The organism is Piscinibacter sp. (assembly GCF_050175855.1).
Lineage (GTDB): Bacteria > Pseudomonadota > Gammaproteobacteria > Burkholderiales > Burkholderiaceae_C > Piscinibacter.
Window position 1 is genome coordinate 1 of sequence record NZ_JBFXIO010000383.1, and the last position, 4,939, is coordinate 4,939.

4 protein-coding genes and 1 pseudogene are annotated in these 4,939 nt (G+C 66.3%); 4 read left to right on the forward strand and 1 reads right to left on the reverse strand.

Annotation, left to right across the window (positions count from 1 at the left end; genetic code table 11):
- A pseudogene (locus AB7U92_RS21955) lies at window positions 1–217 on the reverse strand (N-acetyl-gamma-glutamyl-phosphate reductase); the annotation flags it as partial.
- Window positions 218–233: 16 nt separating this feature from the next.
- Between AB7U92_RS21955 and AB7U92_RS21960 the strand changes: the two are divergent.
- From AB7U92_RS21960 to AB7U92_RS21975, 4 genes are all read left to right on the forward strand, one after another.
- Window positions 234–809, forward strand: a complete 576-nt coding sequence (locus AB7U92_RS21960; protein WP_428582099.1) for an RBBP9/YdeN family alpha/beta hydrolase — start codon at window positions 234–236, stop codon at window positions 807–809.
- Window positions 810–828: 19 nt separating this feature from the next.
- On the forward strand, window positions 829–1,722 hold the full coding sequence (locus AB7U92_RS21965; RefSeq protein WP_428582101.1) for a ParB/RepB/Spo0J family partition protein: 894 nt from the start codon (window positions 829–831) through the stop codon (window positions 1,720–1,722).
- A 344-nt stretch (window positions 1,723–2,066) separates the two neighbouring features.
- On the forward strand, window positions 2,067–3,989 hold the full coding sequence (locus AB7U92_RS21970) for a PrkA family serine protein kinase (protein ID WP_428582103.1): 1,923 nt from the start codon (window positions 2,067–2,069) through the stop codon (window positions 3,987–3,989).
- A gap of 29 nt (window positions 3,990–4,018) precedes the next feature.
- A partial coding sequence (locus tag AB7U92_RS21975) for a YeaH/YhbH family protein (RefSeq protein ID WP_428582105.1) occupies window positions 4,019–4,939 on the forward strand: 921 nt, incomplete at its 3' end.

A 4,939-nucleotide genomic window follows, 5' to 3' on the forward strand; every position in this document is an offset into this window, starting at 1 on the left:
GGTTGGTGACGATCGCCGCCGCCTCGCGCGAGGCGGCATCGGGCAGGCACAGGAAGGCGACGTCGGCGGCGTTGAGCAGGCGCGCGCGTTCGGCGATGTCCGTGCGCTTGTCGGCGTCGATGCGCAGCACCTCGATGTCGGCGCGCTGCGCGAGATACTCGTGGATGCGCAGTCCGGTGGTGCCTTCCTGGCCGTCGACGAACACACGGGTCTTCATGTCAGCTTCCCAAACGATGAACGGCAAGGATAAGTCAAACCCTGATCTGCAAGGGCGCAGCGTGCTGCTGCTGCCGGGCTGGCTGAACTCCGGACCCGAGCACTGGCAGAGCCGTTGGGAGGCGCTGCACGGCCACCGCCGCGTGGAACAGGACGACTGGGAGTGGCCACGCCGTGGCGACTGGATGGCGCGGCTCGACGAGGTGCTGCTCGAGCTCCCGGAGCCGGCGCTGCTGGTGGCGCACAGCCTGGGCTGCCAGCTGGTGGCGGCCTGGGCAGCACACACACGGCACGCGCCCCGGGTGGCCGGTGCGCTGCTGGTGGCGCCGCCCGACACCGAGCGCGACGACATGCCGCCCAACCTGTTCAACTGGCGCCCGATCGTTCGCGAGCGGCTGCCCTTCCCGAGCCTGGCAGTGGTCAGCAGCGACGACCCCTACTGCGCCTTGCCCCGCGCGCAGGCCATGGCCGCCGACTGGGCCGCCGGACTCGTCGAGATCGGCGCGCGTGGCCACATCAACGGCGAATCAGGCCTGGCCGACTGGCCCGAGGGTCTGGCGCTGCTGGCCCGGCTGGCGGGCCGTGGCGGCTGATCGCGCACAATCGCCGCCCATGGTCACCAAGAAACCCAAGGGCCTCGGGCTCGGGCTGGAAGCGCTGCTCGGCCCCAAGGTCAGCGACACGCCCCGCCCCGCCGGCGATGCGTCGCCTTCGATGCTGAAGCTCGACGTGCTGCAGCCCGGCAAGTACCAGCCGCGTACGCGCATGGACGAGGGCTCGCTCTACGAGTTGGCCGAGAGCATCAAGGCGCAGGGCGTGATGCAGCCGGTGCTGGTACGCCCGGTCGGATCGGGCCGCTACGAGATCATTGCCGGCGAGCGGCGCACGCGCGCCGCGAAGCTCGCCGGGCTCGACGAGGTGCCGGTCCTCGTCAAGGACGTGCCCGACGAAGCCGCGGCAGCGATGTCGCTCATCGAGAACATCCAGCGCGAGGACCTCAACCCGCTGGAAGAAGCCCAGGGCCTCAAACGACTCACCGATGAATTCGGTCTGACGCACGAACAGGCCGCGCAGGCCGTCGGCCGCTCGCGCAGCGCCGCGAGCAATCTCTTGCGCCTGCTCAACCTCAGCGAGCCGGTGCAGCAGATGCTGATGGCGGGCGACCTGGACATGGGTCATGCACGCGCGCTGCTGCCGCTGGAGGGCGCGCAACAGATCCTCGCCGCGGGCGACGTGGTCGCGCGCAAGCTCAGCGTGCGCGAGGCCGAGAAGCTCGTCACCAAGCTGCAGCACCAGCGCCAGCAGCCGCTGCTGCGTGTGGCGAAGGAGAAGCCGCGCGACGTGGCGCGCATCGAGGAGGAACTCTCCGACGCACTCACGGCGAAGGTCGAGATCCGCATCAAGAAGCGCACCAAGCGCGGGGAGCAGGGCGAGGTGGCGATCGCCTTCGGCTCGCTCGACGAGCTCAACGGCCTGCTCGACAAGCTCGGCCTCGGCGCGCGCTGACAGCACGCGCGGACTACCCGCGGCGTGGCCGTCGCTTTGCGGAACTTTGCACACGAGCGTGTGCTCAGTCGGGTGATGCCGATCAACCGGTCGGGTTCGAGGCACGTTATTTGCTGAAGTCGCGAGGACGATGCCCTTGTGACAAACAGCCGTGAGAAGCCCGGTTTAATCGGGTTTACGGCAGGAGCGAATTGCAGCAAGCTAGAAGCGTCACCACCGACAGGATCTGCCCGATCGACGTGGAAAGCTCTGATGGAGCCCATGGGACTTCATCAGAACTTCCCCTCTCGCGGCACCCCGGAAACACGCCGGAGTGCCGCAGGCCTGACGCACAGGAGATCGGCATGGACGTGATCAGCAGCTTTGCGGCGCGATACGAGCGCACGCGCGAAGAGGAGCTCTCGCTCGAGGAGTACCTCGCCGAGTGCAAGCGCAACCCGGTGGCCTATGCCACCGCCGCCGAGCGCATGCTCAGGGCGATCGGCGAACCCCAGACCATCGACACGCGCAACGACCCGCGCCTGTCGCGCATCTTCGCCAACAAGATCATCAAGATCTACCCGGCCTTCGCCGAGTTCTACGGCATGGAGGATTCGATCGAGCAGGTCGTCTCCTACTTCCGCCATGCGGCGCAGGGGCTGGAGGAGAAGAAGCAGATCCTCTACCTGCTCGGGCCGGTGGGCGGCGGCAAGAGCTCGATCGCCGAGCGCCTGAAGCAGCTGATGCAGGAGGTGCCCTTCTACGCGATCAAGGGCTCGCCGGTGAACGAGTCGCCGCTCGGCCTGTTCGACGTGAACGAGGACGGGCCGATCCTGGAGAAGGAATATGGCATTCCTCGTCGCTACCTGAACCGCATCCTGTCACCCTGGGCCGTGAAACGTCTGGAGGAGTACGGCGGCGACATCCGCAAGTTCAAGGTCGTCAAGCGCTACCCCTCGGTGCTCAAGCAGGTCGGCATCGCGAAGACCGAGCCGGGCGACGAGAACAACCAGGACATCTCCAGCCTGGTCGGCAAGGTCGACATCCGCAAGCTCGAGACCTACGCGCAAGATGACCCCGACGCCTACAGCTTCTCCGGCGGCCTGTGCCTGGCCAACCAGGGCCTGCTCGAGTTCGTCGAGATGTTCAAGGCGCCGATCAAGGTGCTGCACCCGCTGCTGACGGCCACGCAGGAAGGCAACTTCAAGGGCACCGAAGGCTTCGGCGCGATCCCCTTCGACGGCGTCGTGCTGGCGCACAGCAACGAGAGCGAGTGGAAGGCGTTCCGCAACAACAAGAACAATGAGGCCTTCCTCGACCGCATCTACATCGTCAAGGTGCCGTACTGCCTGCGCGTCTCGGAAGAGAGCAAGATCTACGAGAAGCTGCTGCGTGGCTCGTCGCTCGCCAACGCCACCTGCGCGCCGGGCACACTGAAGATGATGAGCCAGTTCGCGGTGCTGACGCGGCTGAAGGAACCGGAGAACTCGTCGCTGTACTCCAAGATGCTGGTGTACGACGGCGAGAACCTGAAGGACACCGACCCGCGCGCCAAGAGTTTCCAGGAGTACCGTGACTACGCCGGCGTGGACGAAGGCATGAGCGGCATCTCGACGCGCTTCGCGTTCAAGATCCTCTCCAAGGTCTTCAACTTCGACAGCACGGAGGTCGCTGCGAACCCGGTGCACCTGATGTACGTGCTCGAGCAGCAGATCGAACGCGAGCAGTTCCCGGCCGAGACGGAGCAGAAGTACCTCTCCTTCATCAAGGAGCACCTGGCCACGCGCTACGCCGAGTTCATCGGCAAGGAGATCCAGACGGCCTACCTGGAAAGCTACAGCGAGTACGGCCAGAACATCTTCGATCGCTACGTCACCTACGCCGACTACTGGATCCAGGACCACGAGTACCGCGACACCGACACTGGCGAGGTGTTCGACCGCGCCAGCCTCAACGCGGAACTGGAGAAGATCGAGAAGCCGGCCGGGATCGCCAACCCGAAGGACTTCCGCAACGAGATCGTCAATTTCGTGCTGCGCGCCCGCGCCAACAACGCCGGCAAGAACCCGCTGTGGACCAGTTACGAGAAGCTGCGCACGGTGATCGAGAAGAAGATGTTCTCGAACACCGAGGAGCTGCTGCCGGTGATCAGCTTCAACGCCAAGGCCAGCGCCGACGAGGCGAAGAAGCACGAGGACTTCGTCACCCGCATGGTGGACAAGGGCTACACGGCCAAGCAGGTGCGGCTGCTGTGCGAGTGGTATCTCCGGGTCCGGAAGTCGTCGTGATCTGAGGGGTCTGCGACCGGAGAAGCAACTTGCAGCAGATCATCGATCGTCGGCTGGCGGGCAAGAACAAGTCCATCGGCAACCGCGAGCGTTTCCTGCGCCGCCACAAGGACCAGATCCGCGAGGCGGTCAAGCGCGCGGTGGATGGCCGCGGCATCCGCGACATCGAGAAGGGCGAGGACATCCACATCCCCCGCCGCGACATCAGCGAGCCCGTGTTCGGCCACGGCCAGGGCGGCAAGCGCGAAATGGTGCACCCCGGCAACCAGGACTACGTGCGCGGCGACCGCATCGAGCGGCCCAAGGGCGGTGGTGGCGGCGGCAGCGGCGGCGGGCAGGCCAGCGATTCCGGCGAGGGGGAGGATGACTTCGTCTTCCACCTCAGCAAGGAAGAGTTCATGCAGGTCTTCTTCGATGACCTCGCCCTGCCCAACCTCGCGCGCACCACGCTGGCCGAGACGCCCGAGTTCAAGACGCACCGGGCCGGCTTTTCCAGCGACGGCACGCCGAACAACCTGCACGTGGTGCGCTCGATGCGCGGCGCGATCGGCCGGCGCATCGCGCTGGGCAGCGAGAGCCGCCGCGAGCTGCGCGAGCTCGAGGACAAGCTCGACGCGCTGCGCCGCCATCCCGAGCCCAACCCCTTCGCGCACGAGATCCCGGGCCTGGAGCGTGAGATCGCCGAGTTGCGCGCGCGGCTCGAGCGCATTCCGTACCTCGACCCGATCGACCTGCGCTACCGCAGCCGCGTGCGCGTGCCGGTGCCCACGAGCAAGGCGGTGATGTTCTGCCTGATGGACGTGTCCGGCTCGATGGACGAGGCGCGCAAGGACCTGGCCAAGCGCTTCTTCATCCTGCTGTACCTGTTCCTGACGCGGCACTACGAGAAGATCGACATCGTCTTCATCCGCCACCACACGCAGGCGCAGGAGGTCGACGAGCACAACTTC

Excerpts from the sequence above, each read along its gene's own strand:
- AB7U92_RS21965 (WP_428582101.1), top strand. The coding sequence starts at position 829 with ATGGTCACCAAGAAACCCAAGGGCCTCGGGCTCGGGCTGGAAGCGCTG.
- AB7U92_RS21970 (WP_428582103.1), top strand. The coding sequence starts at position 2,067 with ATGGACGTGATCAGCAGCTTTGCGGCGCGATACGAGCGCACGCGCGAA.
- AB7U92_RS21960 (WP_428582099.1), top strand. The coding sequence starts at position 234 with ATGAACGGCAAGGATAAGTCAAACCCTGATCTGCAAGGGCGCAGCGTG.